15 protein-coding genes and 1 pseudogene are annotated in these 18,817 nt (G+C 67.2%); 8 read left to right on the top strand and 8 right to left on the bottom strand.

The features are described from left to right. Window positions 1–7 precede the first annotated feature (7 nt). The 6 genes from ACTIGJ_RS08890 (at window position 8) to ACTIGJ_RS08915 (ending at window position 8,516) form a co-directional block, all read left to right on the top strand. Window positions 8–442, top strand: coding sequence for an HIT domain-containing protein (locus ACTIGJ_RS08890; RefSeq protein WP_439639945.1), 435 nt, complete (start codon window positions 8–10; stop codon window positions 440–442). Between the two features lie 178 nt (window positions 443–620). Continuing rightward, window positions 621–3,047 (top strand): hypothetical protein, encoded by a 2,427-nt coding sequence (locus tag ACTIGJ_RS08895; RefSeq protein WP_439639946.1) that lies wholly within the window; start codon window positions 621–623, stop codon window positions 3,045–3,047. A gap of 8 nt (window positions 3,048–3,055) precedes the next feature. Beyond that, window positions 3,056–4,753 (top strand): hypothetical protein, encoded by a 1,698-nt coding sequence (locus ACTIGJ_RS08900; RefSeq protein ID WP_439639947.1) that lies wholly within the window; start codon window positions 3,056–3,058, stop codon window positions 4,751–4,753. Window positions 4,754–4,854: 101 nt separating this feature from the next. Next, the gene (locus ACTIGJ_RS08905; RefSeq protein WP_439639948.1) at window positions 4,855–5,595 is read left to right on the top strand and encodes a thrombospondin type 3 repeat-containing protein; all 741 of its coding nucleotides are present in this window, start codon (window positions 4,855–4,857) and stop codon (window positions 5,593–5,595) included. Next, entirely contained in the window at window positions 5,595–6,446 is an 852-nt protein-coding gene (locus ACTIGJ_RS08910; protein WP_439639949.1) for a hypothetical protein, read from the top strand. The genes ACTIGJ_RS08905 and ACTIGJ_RS08910 overlap by 1 nt, the downstream gene beginning before the upstream one ends. A gap of 75 nt (window positions 6,447–6,521) precedes the next feature. Further along, window positions 6,522–8,516 carry an SDR family oxidoreductase gene (locus ACTIGJ_RS08915; protein WP_439639950.1) on the top strand — a complete coding sequence of 665 codons (1,995 nt, stop codon included), beginning with the start codon at window positions 6,522–6,524 and terminating at the stop codon, window positions 8,514–8,516. A gap of 50 nt (window positions 8,517–8,566) precedes the next feature. On the opposite strand, the gene ACTIGJ_RS08920 is transcribed toward ACTIGJ_RS08915, so the two are convergent. The 3 genes from ACTIGJ_RS08920 to ACTIGJ_RS08930 form a co-directional block, all read right to left on the bottom strand. Next, the gene (locus ACTIGJ_RS08920) at window positions 8,567–9,838 is read right to left on the bottom strand and encodes an adenylate/guanylate cyclase domain-containing protein (RefSeq protein ID WP_439639951.1); all 1,272 of its coding nucleotides are present in this window, start codon (window positions 9,836–9,838) and stop codon (window positions 8,567–8,569) included. Between the two features lie 294 nt (window positions 9,839–10,132). Next, window positions 10,133–10,948, bottom strand: coding sequence for an adenosylmethionine decarboxylase (gene speD / locus ACTIGJ_RS08925; protein WP_439639952.1), 816 nt, complete (start codon window positions 10,946–10,948; stop codon window positions 10,133–10,135). A gap of 134 nt (window positions 10,949–11,082) precedes the next feature. After that, window positions 11,083–11,502: an OsmC family protein gene (locus tag ACTIGJ_RS08930; RefSeq protein WP_439639953.1), complete on the bottom strand. Its 420-nt coding sequence runs from the start codon at window positions 11,500–11,502 to the stop codon at window positions 11,083–11,085. A 104-nt stretch (window positions 11,503–11,606) separates the two neighbouring features. On the opposite strand from ACTIGJ_RS08930, the pseudogene ACTIGJ_RS08935 reads away from it, so the two are divergent. Next, window positions 11,607–12,250, top strand: a pseudogene (locus ACTIGJ_RS08935) (cyclic nucleotide-binding domain-containing protein). Window positions 12,251–12,288: 38 nt separating this feature from the next. Here ACTIGJ_RS08935 and trpC read toward each other — a convergent pair. The 3 genes from trpC to ACTIGJ_RS08950 are packed head-to-tail and all read right to left on the bottom strand — an operon-like array spanning window position 12,289 to window position 14,733. Next, window positions 12,289–13,083 carry an indole-3-glycerol phosphate synthase TrpC gene (gene trpC, locus ACTIGJ_RS08940; RefSeq protein ID WP_439639954.1) on the bottom strand — a complete coding sequence of 265 codons (795 nt, stop codon included), beginning with the start codon at window positions 13,081–13,083 and terminating at the stop codon, window positions 12,289–12,291. Window positions 13,084–13,094: 11 nt separating this feature from the next. Then, window positions 13,095–14,135: an anthranilate phosphoribosyltransferase gene (gene trpD, locus ACTIGJ_RS08945; protein WP_439639955.1), complete on the bottom strand. Its 1,041-nt coding sequence runs from the start codon at window positions 14,133–14,135 to the stop codon at window positions 13,095–13,097. A gap of 7 nt (window positions 14,136–14,142) precedes the next feature. Then, window positions 14,143–14,733 carry an anthranilate synthase component II gene (locus ACTIGJ_RS08950; RefSeq protein WP_439639956.1) on the bottom strand — a complete coding sequence of 197 codons (591 nt, stop codon included), beginning with the start codon at window positions 14,731–14,733 and terminating at the stop codon, window positions 14,143–14,145. A gap of 265 nt (window positions 14,734–14,998) precedes the next feature. Between ACTIGJ_RS08950 and ACTIGJ_RS08955 the strand changes: the two genes are divergently transcribed. Next, on the top strand, window positions 14,999–16,363 hold the full coding sequence (locus ACTIGJ_RS08955) for a TrpB-like pyridoxal phosphate-dependent enzyme (RefSeq protein WP_439639957.1): 1,365 nt from the start codon (window positions 14,999–15,001) through the stop codon (window positions 16,361–16,363). Window positions 16,364–16,402: 39 nt separating this feature from the next. On the opposite strand, the gene ACTIGJ_RS08960 is transcribed toward ACTIGJ_RS08955, so the two are convergent. Further along, entirely contained in the window at window positions 16,403–17,263 is an 861-nt protein-coding gene (locus ACTIGJ_RS08960) for an alpha/beta fold hydrolase (RefSeq protein WP_439639958.1), read from the bottom strand. Further along, window positions 17,260–18,699: an anthranilate synthase component I gene (trpE, locus tag ACTIGJ_RS08965; protein ID WP_439639959.1), complete on the bottom strand. Its 1,440-nt coding sequence runs from the start codon at window positions 18,697–18,699 to the stop codon at window positions 17,260–17,262. The genes ACTIGJ_RS08960 and trpE overlap by 4 nt, the downstream gene beginning before the upstream one ends. Window positions 18,700–18,817 lie beyond the last annotated feature (118 nt).

Below are 18,817 nucleotides of genomic sequence, written 5' to 3' on the forward strand. Positions count from 1 at the left end.
CCTCCCGATGACCGAATCCGACTGGTCCCTGCACCCGCAGCTGCGCGCTGATACCGCGCTGATCGGCGATCTGCCGCTGTCGCGCGTGCTGCTGTCCAGCGACGCCCGCTATCCCTGGACCCTGCTGGTGCCGCGCCGGGCCGGCATTCGGGAGATTCACGAGCTGGCCTATGCCGACCAGCTGCTGCTGCTGCAGGAATCGGTGCGGCTGTCGCGGGCGCTGACGGCGCTGTTCTCGCCGACCAAGCTGAATGTCGCGGCGCTCGGCAACGTGGTGCCGCAGCTGCACGTCCATCACATCGTCCGCTACGACCACGATCCGGCCTGGCCGGCACCGGTCTGGGGGCGGCTGCCGGCGCTGGCGTACACGCCGGCAGCGCAGACGGAGCGCATCGCGCAGCTGCGCGATGCGCTCGGCATCGCCCTGGTCGTGCCCGACTGACCCGCATCCCAGCCGCATCGGCTGCCGCCTGAGAGCCCGGCGGTGGCGGACGATTTCGCCTCGTCCGCAGACGAATCGTTCGTCAGCTGCATCAATACGCCCCAGTATGGAAATGCCGGTCGAGGCTGTACACTCACCGTCGAATGCACCGCAAGAGTGCGTTTTTCCGGGGATTTCGATGAAGCAGACACTGCGACTTTCGTCCGCGCTGGCGGCCTGCCTGTTACTGCCGCCGAGCGTGCTGGGCGCCACCGCTGCACCGGCTGCCGCCACGACGCCGGTACCGGCGGCCGGCCAGGCCGGTCTCTATCCGGTCAGTGATGCGCCTTACGGCATGACCGTGCGCTCGGTGTCGCTGGAAGACCTCGCCAAGCGCGACCTGCTGCCGCTCGGCACCTACAAGGGCACGCCGCAGCTGAACGCCAAGCGCGCCTGGTACGACGCCAACTTCTACGCCACGCTGGCCGCCCGCAAGGTCTGGCCCGACGGTGCCCAGCACTACCAGCATGACTGGCAGGGGCCGATCAACTGGACCTTCGCGCCGATTCCGCAGGCCGCGCCGCCGCCCTGCGACCAGCCGCAGCCAACCGGCTACGACGCAGAAAGCTGCCGCTATGTGAACCAGCTGTTCAAGGATGTCGAAGCGCGCGACCCGGAAAAGGCGCGGACGCTGCGCGCGCAGGCCCGGCGCGGCCGCGATGTCTGGTTCAAGGGCACCTTCGGCAACCAGGACGAGATCTACCTGCACTTCGCCCGCACCGTGCCGAACGGCATGGCGGACATCTGGTACCCGTGGCTCGATACCCGCGAGCGGTCGAAGCGCTTCGAGAAATACGGCCTGATCAACGACCCGGACTGCAGCGAAGGCGATGCCAGCACCTACTGGTGGGACCGCTGCCCGGACGAGCATTCCTCCGGCGTGCTCGGTTATCGCAAGTACAAGGCCGACCCGACCAAGGACGCCAGCGGCAAGATCGTGTTCGACCCGAACCGCTCGCCGTACCAGCCGGACGAGCTGAAAAAGAACCTGCGCTACGTAGTCGGCCATCCCTGCGTGCAGTGCCATGTCGGCTTCGATCCGACTCGACCGCCGGCCAATCCGAACCTGCCGAAGTGGGAAAACATTTCGGCGACCATCGGCAACCAGCACATCAACCAGCCGACGATGTTCTTCCAGGGCGCGCCGGAGGATTCGCTGGCCCGCATCGCGCTGCAGGCCGGCCGTAACGGCACCATCGATACCAGCCTGGTCGCCAACGATTTCCAGAACAATCCGGGCACCCAGAACAACATCATGGATTTCCAGAATCGGCGCGTGTTCACGCACACGATGAAGGATCCGATCACCGGCAAGCTCGAGAAGGGCCGCACCCAGCACGTGCTGAAAGGCGGCGAGGATTCCGTTGGCGATCACCTCGCGCTGATCCGCGTCTACGTCAACATCGGCATGTGCACCGAGGAATGCTGGACGCCGAACTTCCCGTCACCCGGCAGCTTGTTCGGCGAGAAGGCGGCGCAGAAGCCGTTCCGCATCGCCCAGTGCGCGCGTGACTGCGAGCCCTGGAACTACGCCGACGCCAAGATGGACGACCTCGCGGCCTTCCTGATCACCGGCGGCCCGAACTATCTGGCGGCGGCGAAGGATGTCGACGGCAAGGCCGGCCTCGACTACATCGACCTCGCGAAAGTCCCGCAGGGCCGCAAGGTGTTCGCGCGCGAATGCGCCAGCTGCCATTCGACCAAGGTCGCGCCAGAGAACGTCCGCCAGGACAAGGCGGCGCTGGAGCGCTACTACGACGGCCACGTGTTCGGCTCGGAAGCCTACTGGCAGTACGAATTCACCGAAGCCGAGCGCAGCAGCCCTGCGTTCATCGCCAAGCACATGGCCAAGGACGCGAGCGGCCGGCTGCGGCCCGCGCAGTTCGCGAAGGACGAGGTGTTCGGCCAGGACTGGCTTGGCAACGACGAACCGACGCCGTTCAACATCATCGGCACCAACAGGTGCCGCGCGCTGCACGACAACCACAACACCGGCCACATCTGGGAGGAGTTCTCCAGCGAGGACTACAAGCAGCGGCCGTCACCGGGCAGCGTGCCGAACGTGGTCAACCGCATGGTGCCGGGTGTCGGCGGCGTGAAGTCCGGCGAGCGCAAGATCGAAGGCGGCCCCGGCTACTACCGCAACATCTCGCTGCTGTCGGTCTGGGCCACCGCGCCGTTCCTGCACAACAACGCGATCGGCGAACAGACCCGGCTTGCCGATGGCAAGACGCTTGACTACACGGTCAAGGGCCGCATCGCGCAGTTCGAGCAGGCCTATGCCGAGCTGATGACCTCCGACGATCCTGGCGTGACGCCGCATCGTCCGCAGAAGATCACCACGGTCGACCGCGATTTCTGGTTGGCGCCGCGCGAGGATGGCCAGGGCCTGATCAAGCTGCCGGTGTCGAAAGGTACGCCGATCGCCAACTTCGCGAGTGCGGATCCGCACCGCCCGCTGTTCATGAAGTGCGATGACCCGGTCGAGAACAAGGGCCACCAGTTCGGCGTCAGCCTGTCGCCGGCCGACAAGCTGGCGCTGCGCGAATTCCTGAAGCTGATGTGACCAGGGCGATGCGCGGGCTCGTCGCTGCGGTTCTCGCCACCGGCCTGCTGGCGGCCTGCGGCAGCGAGGAGAGCAGCGGCATCCGCCAGCGCGCGAAACAGCCCGGTGCGCTGGCCCACGATGCGCCGAGTGCCGCGCTGATTCCGGCCGACGATCTGCCGCCGGACGGCACCCGCTCGCTGTTCGATCACCTGATCGCCGCCCACGGCCAGATCCCGTATCCGTTCGACAGGCTGGTCGCGCTGATCGGCAAGCAGGATCCGGACGGCGCTGCACCGCTGACCCTGCTGGTGCCGCAGGGCCGCTCGCTGCTGAAAGGCCTGGCCGATGAGGCGCACCCGCGGGTGCTGGTCGCGGCCGATTTCCAGGCTGCGGCGACGCCGGCCTCGCTGGGCCTGAATCCGCGCGGCCAGCTGTTCCTCGGCTTCGTCGAGAACGCATCCGAAATCGAAGTGCTGAGCTACAACGAGGCGGCCGGCCGCTACGAATTCCAGCTGGTGCAGAACTACTGTGCCGGCTGCATTCCCAAGCTGGTCTACGCCCGGCGCGCGGTCTGCACCACCTGCCATCAGGGCGCGGTGCCGATCTTCCCGCAGCGGCCGTGGAACGAGACCAACGGCGCGCCGGCCACGGCTGCCGCGATCAGCGCTGCGCGCGGCGACAGCCAGCCGTATCTCGGCGTGCCGCTGGCGAACCCGCTCGGCGTGCCCGAGCGCTTCGACCAGCTGACCGACGTCGGCGGCTTCATCCCGGCGACACAACGCTTGTGGATCGACGCCTGCGGCACGTCCGCCGACTGCCGCCGGATCATGCTCAAGCTGGCGCTGCGCTGGCTCGACAATCCGGCCGGCTTCGATGCGCAGTCCGCCGAGGCGCAGCAGTTGCGCACGCTGCAGGCGGCCAACTGGCCGGCGGGTGGCATCGCGGTGGCCGAGAGCGATCTCGCCAACCGCGATCCGATCGAGGAGGCGCGCGGCATCAAGGGCTGGTGGCGGCGGCTGACGACGCGCCAGCCGAAGCCCGGCGAGGGTGCCCGGACCAACGAGGATCTCGACGCCTTCGACCGCCTGCCGAAGCTGCAGGCGGCGTTCGATCCGCTGAGCCCGCGGCCGCCGAAGCGGCTGCTGACGGCGGCTGATCTGGATGGCGTCTACGGTCTCGCCGCGCTTTTCTCCGATGCCGACCGGCAGTTGCTGGAAGCGGCTGCCGGCTTTGATGCCGCGAGGCTCGAAACGGCCGTCGATCGCATCGACGAACACTTCTTCGCGCCGGCCGTCTACTCGCGGGTGAAGACCGTCAACGCGCTGCTGGCGGCGCTTGCCAGTGCGCCGCTGAACTACTGCTGCCTCGACACGTCCGAGTTGTCGCCACCGGTGGCCAGCGGCGAGCCGCCGGTGGTGCTGGCGGCGAACTCGCCGCTGAAGCCGTACGAGCAATACTGCTTCGCCTGCCATCGCGGCAATCCGGCGAAGAAGCTGAACTTCATGAGCGGCGCCGACGAGGCCGCCGTGCTGGCCAACATCAAGGCCAAGGAGGCGATCCGCGAAGCGCTCGACTGGCCGCGCTACCAGGGCACCGACCGCGCCAACAAGCTGATGCCGCCGGCCGATTCGCTGCAGCACGCACGCCTGCAGGCCGCACTCGCGCAGAATCCGAAACTGCTGGACGAGATGCGGGCGGTGGTGCCCGGAATGTTCGATTTCTAGAGGTTTCAGATCCCATGATGCCCCTTCCTTGCTCGTCATTCCGGCGCAAGCCGGCATCCAGTGCTGCCGCAGGCCGCCGCTGGCTTCCGGCGTTCGCCGGGATGGCTTTGGGGATCGCGAGTGCGGCCGCGCAGGCCCAGCCGGTCTTCGCGCTGATGTACAAGCAGCAGTTTGGCTACGCGCCGAGCTGCAATGCCTGCCACCGGGACGGCGGCGGCACGGCGCTGAACGCCTATGGCGAAGCGTTCAAGGCTGCCGGCAAGAGCCTCGCTGCCTTCAAGGCCATCGACAAGCAGGATTCCGATGGCGATGGCATCGCCAACGGCGAGGAAGCGGCGGCGAAGGCCAATCCGGGTTTCAAGGCTTCGACGCCGAAGGCACCCGGCGACTGGCTGGATGCCTTGAGCCTGATCCCGAAAGAAGTGCAGGCCCGCTTTCCGGGCATCAAGACCTGGCTGCCGAAGGATGCGCTGCTGACTGACGCCGATCTGGCCCGTGCCAGCGCGCTGGGTGCGTCCTTGAGCAAGGCCGACGACAACACCATCTACATCCCGCTGGTTGACCAGCGGCCGTCGGGTACGGCGCTGATCGTGGCCGCCGAATACCAGGGCAAGCCGTTCTACCTGCTGCTGACCACCGATCGCCAGCTGAACGTCACGGCGGTCGAGCCGATGAATACCCGGCAGCTGCCGCAGGCGGCGAAGTCGCCGGTCTACGCCCGCTTCACCGGCGTACCGGTGGATCGGTTGCCGGCCGCCAGCGGTACCGGGCTCGATGCGGCGATCACCGCTGCCGTCAAGAACGCCGGTACCTTGCTGTACGTGCGGCTGAAGAACGCCTGATGCGCGCGGCGCGTGGCGTTGTGCACGGCCTGCTTGCGCTGTTGCTGGCCGCAGGCCTGGCGAGCGGACCGCTGCCGGCAGCCCGCGCCGATGACCCGCCAGCACCGGCAGCACCTGCTGCCGCTGCGACGACCGCCCAGTCGGCCGACGCGCCTGCTGACGCCCAGCCCGATGGCTTCGACTTCTTCAGCGAGCAGCCGGTGGCGGCCAGCGAGATCGTTCAGCTGGCGCCGGACCGGCCGGCCTGGCAGACCATCGGCGGGCCGGTTGCGCTGCTGGCCTTCTTCTTCGCACTGAACCTGACGATCTGGCGGCTGGTGCCGTTTTCCGCGCACTCGATCGACATCAACCTGCGCAACTTTCCGCCGGCGGCCAAGCGCGGTATCGCGATGGCCGTGGTGATCTTCGGCATCGCCTTCGTGTTCGGTGCCTCGGAGATCAGCTACCAGCTGAACCTGCACGGCTCGGCCAGTGCCTACTTCGAGCAGATGTCGCTCGGCAAGCTGATCGCCTTCAGCCACGCCCACCTGTTCGGCTTCACCACCAGCTTCTTCATCGTCGGCATTCCGTTCTCGCTGCAGTTCAACCAGCTGCGCGTCTACCAGTGGGTATTTCCGGTCGGTCTGGCGGCCAGCCTGACCGACGTGATGTCCTGGTGGGGCATCAAGTACGTGTCGGCGAATTTCGAATGGATCAGCCTGTTCTGCGGGCTGCTGTTCACGGTCAGCTATCTGTGGATGCTGATCGGCCTGTTGCGCGTGCTGCTGTTCCCGGAGGTGATCTGGGGCAGCGACAAGGACCGCGCCGAGCGGCTGGCCCGCCGCCAGGCGCAACAGCAGCGGCGCAGATAGTGGTGCATCGCGGCAGGGCTTACGATTGCCCGACCGCATTCAAGACCGGCCTGCACGGGCCGCCCAGGAGCAGACATGAATTACTTCGTCACCGGCGCGACCGGCTTCATCGGCAAGCATCTGATCGAGCGCCTGCTGGCGCGCCCCGACGCCATCGTGCATGTGCTGGTGCGGGCGGAATCGGAGGACAAGTTCTCGCAGCTGCAGGAGCGCTACGGCGATGCCGGCGACCGCCTGCACATGGTGCCGGGTGACATCACCACGCCGGGCCTGGTCCCGGCCGCCGAGCTCAAGAAGCTCAAGGGCAAGGTCGACCACGTGTTCCATCTCGCCGCCGTCTACGACATGAACATGAGCGACGAGCAGGGCGACCGCATCAACAACGAGGGCACCCGCAACACCGTGGCGTTCACCAACAGCCTCGGCGGCGACGTGGTGCTGCATCACGTGTCGAGCGTGGCGGTGGCCGGCGGCGATTTCGTCGGCAAGTTCACCGAGGACATGTTCGACGAAGGCCAGCCGGTCAAGCACCCGTACTTCCGCACCAAGTTCCAGAGCGAGAAGATCGTCCGGGACGAAGCCAAGGTGCCGTTCCGGGTCTACCGGCCGGGCGCGGTCGTCGGTCATTCCAAGACCGGCGAGATGGACAAGATCGACGGCCCCTACTACTTCTTCAAGACCATCCAGAAGCTGAGTCACCGGATTCCGAAATGGCTGCCGCTGCTCGGCATCGAAGGCGGCAAGGTGCCGATCGCCCCGGTCGACTACGTGGCTGATGCGCTGGATGCGATCGCCCACAAGGACGGCCTGAACGGCCAGACCTTCCATCTGGTCCAGTCGAACTCCCCCAGCGTCGGCGACCTGATCCAGTCGATCCTCAAGGCCGCGCATGGGCCGCGCTTCGCGAAGAAGCTGGCGCTGCCGACGATGCCAGGTGCAGTCCGCAAGCTCGGCGGCCAGGTCGGTGAAGCGCTACCGAACTCGGTCAAGAAGCAGGTTGCCAAGGCGATTGGCGCACCGATCTCGGTGCTCGGCTACATCACCAATCGCGCCGTGTTCGACGACAAGAACGCCCGCGCAGCACTGAAGGGCACCGGCATCAAGTGCCCCGAGTTCCGCGATTACGTGAAGGCGATCTGGGGCTACTGGGAGCAGTTCCTCGACATCCACTACCGACCGAGCGCTGAGCTGATCGCCAAGGTGCAGGGCAAGGTGATCCTGGTCACCGGCGCATCCAGCGGCATCGGCTTCACCACGGCGAAGAACCTGGCCATCGCGGGTGCCAAGGTGATCCTCGTCGCACGCACCGAATCGGCGCTGATCGAGACCCAGAACATCATCGCCAAGGCCGGCGGCGAGAGTTACGTCTACCCCTGCGACCTGATCGACATGGACGCGATCGACCGCATGGCCGCCAAGGTGCTGCGCGACTTCGGCCATGTCGACATCCTGATCAACAACGCCGGCCGCTCGATCCGTCGCGCGGTGATGGAAAGCTTCGACCGCTTCCACGATTTCGAACGGACGATGGAACTGAACTACTTCGGTGCCGTGCGCCTGATCATGGCGCTGCTGCCGACGATGACCCAGCGCCGGGAAGGCCACATCATCAACATCAGTTCGATCGGTGTGCTGGCCAACGCGGCGCGCTTCTCCGCCTACGTGGCGTCGAAGGCCGCGCTGGATGCCTTCACCCGCTGTCTGTCGGCGGAGGTCAAGGGCAGCAACATCCGCACCACGGCGATCTACATGCCGCTGGTGCGCACGCCGATGATCGCGCCGACCAAGATCTACTCGTACATCCCGACCTGGTCGCCGGACGACGCCGCCGATACCGTCATCAAGGCGATCGTCGAGGAGCCGAAATCGATCGCCACGCCGCTTGGCACTGCCGCCGCGCTGTCGTACGCGGTGTGGCCGAAGCTCAACGACTACATCCTGTCGAAGGGCTTCCAGCTGTTCCCGTCCTCGACGGCGGCGCGCGGCGCCCGTGACAAGGATCGCAAGGCCGACAAGCCGACGCTGGAGCAGGTGGTGTTCGCCAACGTCTTCAAGGGCGAGCACTGGTAAGCGCTTTTCGGGCCGGCGGCGCGCCTTCGGGCCGCGCCGGCCATCGCGGTTCAGGCCGCCTGCGCCGCCGCCATGCCGACCAGGAAATGGCTCGGCACCAGGCCCTTGCCCTTGAGTTCCTGCGGTCCCCGGCGTTCGAACACGAAGCGGTCGCCGAGCCGCTGGCGGAAAGCGTCGGTCACATGGATGCGGCCGATCGCCCCGGTCGATTCCATCCGGTTGGCGGTGTTGACCGTGTCGCCCCAGAGGTCGTACGCGAACTTTTTCTGCGCGATCACGCCGCTGATCGCCGGCCCGGCGTCGATGCCGATCCGCAGGTTCAGCGTCATGCCCGATTCGCGGCCGATGCGCTCGCCGGCCGCCAGCATCGCCAGCGCCATCTGCGCGATCCGGTCGGCGTGATCCGCCGTCGCTGTCGGCACGCCGGCGGCCGCCATGTAGGCGTCGCCAACCGTCTTGATCTTCTCCACGCCGTGCTGCTCGGCAATCTCGTCGAAGGCCTGGAACAGCGTTTCCAGCATCTGGATCAGCTGCGGCGGCGGCAGTTCGGTGGCCAGCTGGGTGAAGCCGACGACGTCGGCGAACATCACCGAGACCTCGTCGTGGAACTCGACGACGTGGTTTTCGCCGTGCTTCAGCCGCTCCGCGATTGCCGTCGGCATGATGTTGTGCAGCAGGTTGTCGGCGCGCGCGCGTTCCTCGATCAGCGTCCGGCGCAGCACGAAATTGCGGATGGCGGCGCGGTACCAGACCTCGTCAGCGAGCATCGCGCAGGCGGTCAGGCAGAAGGCATTGACGCCGATGGCGTAGACCACCAGTGGATTCGGGTTGATCAGCACGATACCGGTGACCAGCGCGACGAAGCCGATCGGATAGGCGATCAGCTTGCTGCGGTGGGGCGTGACGATCATGCCGGCGACCACGAACAGCACCAGCGCGTAGATCGACACGTCGACCGCCAGCGTCTGGCTGAGCACCGCATGCCAGACGCACAGCGCCAGCGCGATCGGGATGGCGACGCTGGTCATCCGGTGCGCGGTCGCCGGTGGCGGCGCTGGGCCCAGTGCGCGTGCTACCAGCAACCAGCTGCCGAGCGCGGTGATGTTGGCCAGCCGCCAGACCACCAGGTCGCCGTACATCCGGTGCCGTTCGAACAGGCCGGCGAGGAAGATCGGCAGGTCATAGGTGGCCAGCGCGACCAGGTTCAGCAGGGTCGCGGCCCAGAACAGCTGCCGGATGTTGGACAGCGCGGCGCGGTTGCAGTCTTCGGTGAACTCGCGACGCCAATCGTCGCGGATCGCCTGGGCGTCGTGCCTGCGCAAAGTGAAAACGGCGGCGAGGGGGCCGAACTTCGGATTCACGTCGATTCTGCCGGCAGTCGGTTGGAATCAGTGGAGAAGACTTGAAATTGTTCCGTTTCCTGATTCTGTTTTAACAGTCTGATGACGTCTAGATGGCCGCGATGGTTGTTCTTCACCGCGCCCGTCGGGCTGTGAATGCAAAACAGGCCGGATTGGCCAGCTCTACGGCTTTTTCGAGCTGCTTTCGGGCGCTGACGCTGCCGTCCACCACGAAAAAGCCCGCCGGAAAGGCGGGCTTGGGGGCTTCGTCAGCGTTCAGCGCTGGATGTTGCGCCCATAGAAGATTTCCATGATTTCGTGGTCGACCCGCTCGCGAATCCGCTTGGCTTCGCGCGGCGGCAGTTCGGACACGCCTTCGCCGAACAGGTAGGTGTCGAGATCGAGCTGCTTCAGGCGCATCTTGGTGTGGAAGATGTTCTCCTGATAGACGTTGACGTCGACCATGTCGTACTTCTCCTTCGCTTCCCGCGACAGGAAGTTCTGGATCGAGTCGATCTGGTGGTCGATGAAGTGCTTCATGCCGCGCACGTTGCGGGTGAAGCCGCGCACGCGGTAGTCCATCACCACGATGTCGCTCTCGAAGCTCTTGATCAGGTAGTTCAGGGCCTTGAGCGGCGAAATCTTGCCGCAGGTCGACACGTCGATGTCGGCGCGGAACGTCGAGATGCCGGCGTCCGGATGGTTTTCCGGATAGGTGTGGACCGTGATGTGGCTCTTGTCGAGATGCGCCACCACCGATTCCTTGTCCTTGCCCTTGCCGGACTTGGTGTTGGTCGGCGTCGGCAGGCCGTCGAGGTGGCCTTCGGAGATCAGCATCGTCACGGACGCGCCCTGCGGGTCGTAGTCCTGGCGGGCCACGTTCAGGATGTTGGCGCCGATGATGTGCGCGACCTCGGTCAGGATCGCGGTCAGGCGTTCGGCGTTGTAGGCCTCGTCGATGTACTCGATGTACTCCTGCTGCTGCGCCGAATTGCGCGCATAGCAGATGTCATAGATGTTGAAGCTCAAGGACTTGGTCAGGTTGTTGAAACCCAGCAGCTTGAGCTTCGGATTGTTCGTGGGCTTTGCCAACGTGCATCTCCCAGTGGGGCGCAGACAGGAAAACGAGCACCTTCGTATGCCTGGGCACGCCAGCGAAGGGGCGACATTATCCAACAAATCTCCCGGATCAATGTGACCGTCGGGAGACACCGCCGTGCCGGCACTCAGTCGGCGGCGACGATCTCGTAGCCGTGGGTGATCTCGGCGGCCTTGCCGAGCATGATCGACGCCGAGCAGTACTTTTCCGCCGACAGCTGCACCGCCCGCTTGACGTGGTTTTCCGAAAGCCCGGCGCCGGACACGATGAAGTGCAGGTGAATCTTCAGGAATACCTTCGGGTCGGTGTCGGCGCGCTCGCCGCTGACCTTCACCTCGCAGCCGCTGACCGGCTGCCGCGCCTTCTTGAGGATCTGCACGATGTCGACGGCCGAGCAGCTGCCGACCGACATCAGCATCAGCTCCATCGGCCGCGGGCCCAGATTGCGGCCGCCGATCTCGGCCGGACCGTCGACAACGATGCCGTGACCGCTGCCGCTTTCTGCAATGAAAACGGCGTTTTCGTGCCACTTGACCCGAGCTTCCATTTGATTTTCCGACCGCTTCCAGAGCTGTGATATTTTCTGATTCAAGATTTTACGCTGGCGACTGTTATTCCGGCGTGCACCAGGGACAACTCGAGGGAATCGGCGTGCTTGAAAAACCGGCTGTGCAGGCCTTCGTCAACATTGCCCACAAGCGCTCGTACGCACCCAAGCAGGTCGTGGTCAACGCCGGCACCCAGCCGCAGTCGTTGTTCCTGATCCTGACCGGCTCGGTCAGCGTGCTGGTGGAAGACGAGGACGGCCGCGAAATGGTGCTGGCCTACCTCAACGCCGGTGATTTCTTCGGCGAAATGGGCTTGTTCCCCGAGCAGAACGTCCGCACCGCCGTGGTCCGCACCCGCACGGCCACCTTGCTGGCGGAAGTCAGCTACCCGGCGTTCCGGACGTTTGTCCGCGAACAGCCGGACATCATGTTCGAGGTCGCCGGCCAGCTGGCCGCCCGCCTGCGTGATACCTCCGGCCGCCGCGTGACCTGACCTTCGTCGATGTCGCCGGCCGCATGGCGCGCACGCTGATGGACCTGGCGGCCCAGCCCGATGCCAAGGCCCACGCGCGCGGCACGCTGGTCAAGGTCAGCCGCCAGGAAATTGCCCGGATCGTCGGCTGCTCGCGGGAAATGGCCGGCCGCGTGCTGAAGAAGCTCGAGGAAGACGGCGTCGTGCTGTCGCAGGGCCGCAGCATCGTGCTGCTGGCCAGCGGCAGGCTGGCCAAGACCAAGGCTGCCAGCTGAGCTGGCCCCGCCGCCGCGCGCGGCGGGACCCCGGCCGATCAGCCGATCAGCTGTTTCAGCGCATCGCCGGGGCTGGGTTGGCGCATCAGCGATTCGCCGATCAGGAAGCGTCGGACGCCGGCCGACAGCATCGTCCGCACGTCGGCGGGCGTGCCGATGCCGCTTTCGGTGACCACGTCGTAACCGGCCGGAATTCCGTCGAGCAGCTCGATTGTCGTTTCCAGCCGCGTCTCGAAGGTCCGCAGGTTGCGGTTGTTGATGCCGAGCAGCACCGGCTGCCGCAGATCCAGGCCGATCATCGCGTCGCGCTCGGCGCGATCGTGGACTTCGATCAGCACGTCCATCTCCAGTTCCTGCGCCAGCCGCGCCAGTTCGCCGAGCCGGCTCGGTGCCAGCGCGGCGGCGATCAGCAGCACGCAGTCAGCGCCGATGGCGCGGGCCTCGACGATCTGCATCTCGTCGATCAGGAAATCCTTGCGGATCGCCGGCAGCGCTGTGTGCTGGCGGGCCTCGACGAGGTAGTCGTCATGGCCCTGGAAGAAGTCGCGGTCGGTCAGCACGCTCAGGGTCGCCGCCCCGCCGCGCGCGTAGTCCTCGGCCAGCCAGCCGGGATTGAAGTCGGCCCGGATCAGCCCTTTCGACGGGCTCGCTTTCTTGATCTCGGCGATCACTGCCGCCCCGGTGGCGGCCTTGGCCGTCAGCGCCGCCGCGAAGCCGCGCGGCGCCGGCTGGGCCAGCGCGATGCGCTCCAGGGTGCCGATGTCGATGCGCGCTTGCAGCGCCGCGATTTCCTCGCGCTTGCGGGCCAGGATGGTTTCCAGAATGTCGCTCATGGGCGTGCGGCTCAGGTTTCGGAAGCGGCGGCGTTCGAGGCCGCCACGTAAGCGTCCAGCTTCGCGCGCGCCGCGCCGCTGGCGATCGCCGTACGGGCACGGGCCACGCCATCGGCGATCGACGCGGCCACCCCGGCCGCATGCAGCGCGGCGCCGGCATTCAGGCAGACGATGTCGCGGGCCTGGCCTTCGACATCGTCGAGCGCCTGCAGCAGCAGCCGTTTCGATTCGCCGGCGTCGGCTACCGCCAGGTTGCGGCTGGCGGCCATCCGCAGGCCGAAGTCCTCGGGGTGGATGTCGTACTCGCGGATCGCGCCGTCGCGCAGCTCGCCGACCAGGGTCGCCGCACCGAGCGAGATCTCGTCCATGCCGTCGCGGCCCCAGACCACCAGCGCCCGCTGCACGCCGAGCTTATCCAGCACGCGGACCAGGATGCCGACCAGATCGGGATGGAACACGCCCATCAGGATGTTCGGCGCGCTGGCCGGGTTGGTCAGCGGGCCGAGGATGTTGAAGATCGTCCGCACGCCCATCTCGCGGCGCACGGCGGCGACGTTCTTCATCGCCGGGTGATGCTTCGGCGCGTACATGAAGCCGATGCCGGTGGCGGCCAGGCAGCGGGCGACGGCATCCGGCGCCAGCTCGATGTTGGCGCCAAGCGCTTCGAGCACGTCGGCGCTGCCGGATTTCGACGACACGCTGCGGTTGCCGTGCTTGGCCACCTTGGCGCCGGCTGCGGCCGCCACGAACATCGATGCGGTGGAAATGTTGAAGGTGTTGGAACCGTCGCCGCCGGTGCCGACGATGTCGACCAGATGGCGGTCGGCCACGCCGCCCGGGGTCGGCACCTTGACCGAGAACTCGCGCATCACCATCGCCGCCGCCGCGATCTCGCCGACCGTTTCCTTCTTCACCCGCAGCCCGGTCAGGATGGCGGCCAGCATCACCGGCGACACCTCGCCGCCCATGATCTGGCGCATCAGCGCGATCATCTCGTCGTGGAAGATCTCGCGGTGCTCGATGGTGCGCGCCAGCGCGGCCTGCGGCGTCATGACCGGATCAGCTCCAGTTGTCGAGAAAGTTCTTGAGCATGGCGTGGCCGTGCTCGGTCAGGATCGATTCCGGGTGGAACTGCACACCCTCGATCGGCAGGCTGCGGTGGCGCAGGCCCATGATCTCGTCCGGCGAACCGTCGGCCTTCACCGTCCACGCGGTGGCTTCGAGTTCCGCCGGGAAGCCCTCGCGATCGACGATCAGCGAGTGGTAGCGGGTGGCGGTGAACGGCGTCGGCAGGTCGCGGAACACGCTGGTCGCGTGGTGGTGGATCGGGCTGGTCTTGCCGTGCATCACGCTGGCGGCGCGGCGCACGGTGCCGCCGAAGGCCTGGCCGATCGACTGATGGCCGAGGCAGACGCCGAGGATCGGGAAGCGGCCCGGCTTGCCGAGCGTCTCGATCAGCGCCAGGCAGATGCCGGCCTCGTTCGGCGTGCACGGCCCGGGCGACAGCACGATATGGCTGGGATTCAGTGCCGCCACTTCATCGACCGTGATCTGGTCGTTGCGGTGCACGGCGACTTCCGCGCCCAGCTCGCCGAAGTACTGGACGAGGTTGTAGGTGAAGGAGTCGTAGTTGTCGATCATCACGATCATGACGCGGCCTGCTGGAGTCGTTTTCAGTGTTCGGCCCGCCGTGTTGCGGGGCCCGTCGCGGGTCGCGCCGTCGGCACGAACCGGTTGCCACTCAGGAAGAACGACGCCAGCGGGTCATGACGGACGGGATCGGAACGGTTGCGGGCCGGCAGTTTAACCGGCCGCCGCGCTTCCGGTCGGGCCGGCCGCACTTTCGCGCGGCACGGCAGCTCCGGTTGCCGATAAGCTGGCAGCGCGAGCCATTCACCTGAGGAGACCACGAGAAATGACGCCGCTCCGCATCAACCTGGAAGCCGACGAGATCCCCAAGCACTGGTACAACGTGGTGGCTGACCTGCGCCAGCCGCCGGCGCCGCCGCTGGGGGCCGATGGCCATGTCGTGACGCCGGAGAAGATGGGCGCCATCTTCCCGGGGCCGATCCTGGAGCAGGAAATGTCGGCCCAGCGCTGGATCGAGATTCCGGAAGCCGTGCGCCAGATCTACGCCCAGTGGCGGCCGAGCCCGCTGATCCGCGCGCTGCGCCTGGAGCAGGCGCTCGGCACGCCGGCCAAGATTTTCTACAAGTACGAAGGCGTGTCGCCGGCCGGCTCGCACAAGCCGAACTCGGCGGTGCCGCAGGCCTATTTCAACAAGATCGCCGGCACCAAGCGGCTGACCACCGAAACCGGCGCCGGCCAGTGGGGCAGCTCGATTGCCTACGCCGGCCAGATGTTCGGCCTGCCGGTGCGCGTCTACATGGTCAAGGTCAGCTTCCAGCAGAAGCCGTTTCGCCGCTCGATGATGCAGACCTGGGGCGCGGAAGTGTTCGCCAGCCCAACTGATCGCACCGAGGCCGGTCGGCGTGCGCTGGCCGCCGATCCGAACTCGATGGGTTCGCTCGGGCTGGCGATTTCCGAAGCGGTGGAGGAAGCGGCGGCCGATCCCGGCGTCTGCTACACGCTCGGCTCGGTGCTCAACCACGTGGCCCTGCACCAGACCGTGATCGGCCTGGAAGCGAAGAAGCAGTTCGACAAGATCGGCCTGTATCCGGACGTGATCTTCGGGCCCTGCGGCGGCGGTTCGAGCTTCGCCGGCATCGCCTTCCCGTTCCTGTCGGACAAGCTCTGCGGCGAGAAGCGTGCCCAGAACCTGCGCTGCGTGGCGGTGGAGCCAACCTCCTGCCCGACCCTGACCAAGGGCGCCTATGCCTATGACTACGGCGATGCCTCCGGCTACACGCCAATCATGAAGATGTACACGCTCGGCCACGACTTCATGCCGCCGGGCATCCACGCCGGCGGCCTGCGTTATCACGGCGATTCGCCGCTGGTGTCGCAGCTGCTGTTCGAGCGCCACATCGAAGCGCTGGCGGTGCCGCAGGTGGCGACCTTCGCGGCAGGCGTGCAGTTCGCCCAGGCCGAAGGGATCATCCCGGCGCCGGAGTCTTGCCACGCGGTGCGGGCGGCGATCGACGAGGCGCTGCGCTGCAAGGAAACCGGCGAGCCGAAGGTGATCCTGCTGGCGCTGACCGGCCACGGCCATTTCGACATGGCCTCCTACGACAAGTACCTGTCCGGCGGGCTGGAGGACTACGAGTACCCGACCGAGGCGATCAACGAATCGCTGAAGCATCTGCCGAAGGTCGGCTGAGCTTTCGGCGGCCGCGCTCCGCGCCGCGTCGGCGCTCGGTCAGGGGCGCGGCAGGTGGCGGCGCAGGAAGTCGGCCACGCCGTCGTTGAAGGCATCGTTGCGGTCGCCGGCCACCATGTGGCCGGCGGCCGCGACATCGCAGACTTCCAGCGCCGGCAGGCAGGCGCGGAATTCCTCGACGCCGTCGTCGCTGACGACGTCGCTTTCCATCCCGCGCACCAGCAGCGTCGGCACACGGATCCGCTCGGCGGCGGCGTAGAGCTTTTCGGTGAAGCGCGGCGGCTCGGCGACGCCGTCCGGATCGGCGACCAGCGCCGGGTCCCAATGCCAGTGCAGGCGGCCGTCGCCCCGCCAGCGCAGGTTCTTCAGCAAGCCGGTCGGATCGCGCGGCCGCGGCCGCTGCGGGTAGAACGCCGCCACCACTTCGGCGGCCTCGTCGAGCGAAGCGAAGCCGTCCGGCCGGGCACGCATGAAGGCGACGATCCGCTCCGCACCTTCGCGGTTCAGCCTCGGCACCACATCGACCATCACCAGCGCCTGCGCCACGCCCGCCTCCGAGGCCGCCAGCAGCGAGGCGGCGCCGCCCATCGAGGCGCCGACCAGCGCCGGCGGCGCCGGCAGGGTCCGGGCAATGCCGCGCAGGTCCGCGCACATGCGGTCGATGCCGTAGTCGCCGCTCGGCGACCAGTCGCTGTCGCCGTGGCCGCGGGCATCGACATTGATCACCTGGTAGCCATCGGCAAGCAGGCGACGCATCGCGCCGCGCCAGGAATGCCGGGTCTGGCCACCGCCGTGGCTGAGGATCACCGCCGGCGCGGCCGGATCGCCGCCGACATCGGCGCTCAGCACCACGCCGTCATCGGCCCGGTAGCGGCGCAGCGCGGTGCGCGGCGTGCTCAAGCGCGCGGCTTCACGCCGAGCGCATCGGCCGCCGCGCGCATCACGGCGCGGTTCTTGTTGACGGTTTCGTCCCATTCCGACTGCGGCACCGAATCGGCGACCACGCCGGCCCCGGCCTGCGCGTGGACCATGCCGTCCTTGATCACGGCGGTGCGGATGGCGATCGCCACATCCATGTTCCCGTCCCAGCCGAGGTAGCCGACGGCGCCGCCGTAGATGCCGCGGGCGACCGGCTCCAGTTCGTCGATGATTTCCATCGCCCGCACCTTCGGCGCGCCGCTCAGCGTGCCGGCCGGGAAGGTGGCCGCCAGCGCGTCGAGCGCATCGAGCCCCGGCTGCAGCTTGCCGGTGACGTTGGACACGATGTGCATCACGTGGCTGTAGCGCTCGACGATCATCTTCTCGGTCAGCCGCACCGAGCCGGTTTCGGCGACCCGGCCGACATCGTTGCGGCCGAGGTCGATCAGCATCAGGTGCTCGGCGATCTCCTTCGGATCGGCCAGCAGTTCGGCTTCCAGCCGGCGGTCCTCGTCCGGCGTCGCACCACGCACGCGGGTGCCGGCAATCGGCCGCACGGTGACCTCGTTGCGGTCGACCCGCACCAGGATTTCCGGCGAGGAGCCGACGATGTGGTGGTCGTCGAGGTTCAGGCAGTACAGGTAGGGGCTCGGATTGAGCCGGCGCAGCGCGCGGTACAGCGCCACCGGCGGTTCGCTGAACGGGGCGCTCATCCGCTGCGACGGCACCACCTGCATGACATCGCCGGCGGCGATGTAGTCCTTGATCCGCTCGACGCCGGCCTTGAAGGCCGCTTCGCCGAAGCCGGACACGAAAGTCGGCGGCACCGCGGGCGCCGGTGGCGCGGCCGGTGTCGGCACCGGACGCGCCAGCTGCGCCTCGATCTCGTCGAGCCGTGCTTCGGCGCGCGCCCGGGCATCCGGCTGCGACAGGTCGGCGTGGACGATCAGGGTCAGGCTGGCGCGCAGCGAATCGAAGGCCACCAGCTCGTCCGAGCGCATCAGCAGCACGTCCGGCGTGCCGAGCGGATCGGGCTTGGCGGCTTTCAGCCGTGGCTCGAACAGGCGCACGCACTCATAGCCGAAATAGCCGACGAAGCCGCCGGAGAAGCGCGGCAGGCGCGCGTTCGGCTCGACGCGGATGCGGGCGGCGTGGTCGCGCAGCCAGGCGATCGGGTCGGCAGCGTCGAGCGTCTGCGTCACCGCGCCGTCGACGGTCACCGTGACCGTCAGGCCCTTGATGCGGATCACCTCGCGGGCGCCGAGCCCGATGAACGAGTAGCGGCCCCACTGCGCGCCGCCGTGCATCGACTCGAGCAGGTAGGTGTACGGCCGGTTGGCGAGCTTGAGGAAGGTGCCGACCGGCGTGTCGAGGTCGCCGGGAAGTTCGCGCGTCAGCGCGACATGCGTGTAGGTCATGGAGTCGTGAAGCGTCTGGAAGGAGGCGGGACAGCACGCAGCGAAAGGTGCAGCGCTTGCCATCAGCGCCATCGCCACCCGCAGTTGCCTTCGTTTGCCATCCGCCGTCGCATTATCG

Source organism: Nevskia sp. (genome assembly GCF_051860985.1).
GTDB lineage: Bacteria > Pseudomonadota > Gammaproteobacteria > Nevskiales > Nevskiaceae > Nevskia.